Consider the following 255-nt stretch of genomic DNA (forward strand, 5'->3'; position numbering starts at 1 on the left):
TGCGCGCGCTTTACGCCCAATAATTCCGGACAACGCTTGCCCCCTACGTATTACCGCGGCTGCTGGCACGTAGTTAGCCGGGGCTTTCTTCTCAGGTACCGTCACTCCGGTAGCAGTTACTCTACCGAACGTTCTTCCCTGGCAACAGAGCTTTACGATCCGAAAACCTTCATCACTCACGCGGCGTTGCTCCGTCAGACTTTCGTCCATTGCGGAAGATTCCCTACTGCTGCCTCCCGTAGGAGTCTGGGCCGT

The 255-nt window shown here is 56.9% G+C and carries 1 rRNA gene; it reads right to left on the reverse strand.

Annotated features, from left to right (window positions below):
- Positions 1-255, reverse strand: a 16S ribosomal RNA gene (locus KJS63_RS25940); the annotation flags it as partial.

This window comes from Paenibacillus sp. J22TS3 (assembly GCF_018403205.1).
Lineage (GTDB): Bacteria > Bacillota > Bacilli > Paenibacillales > Paenibacillaceae > Fontibacillus > Fontibacillus tuaregi.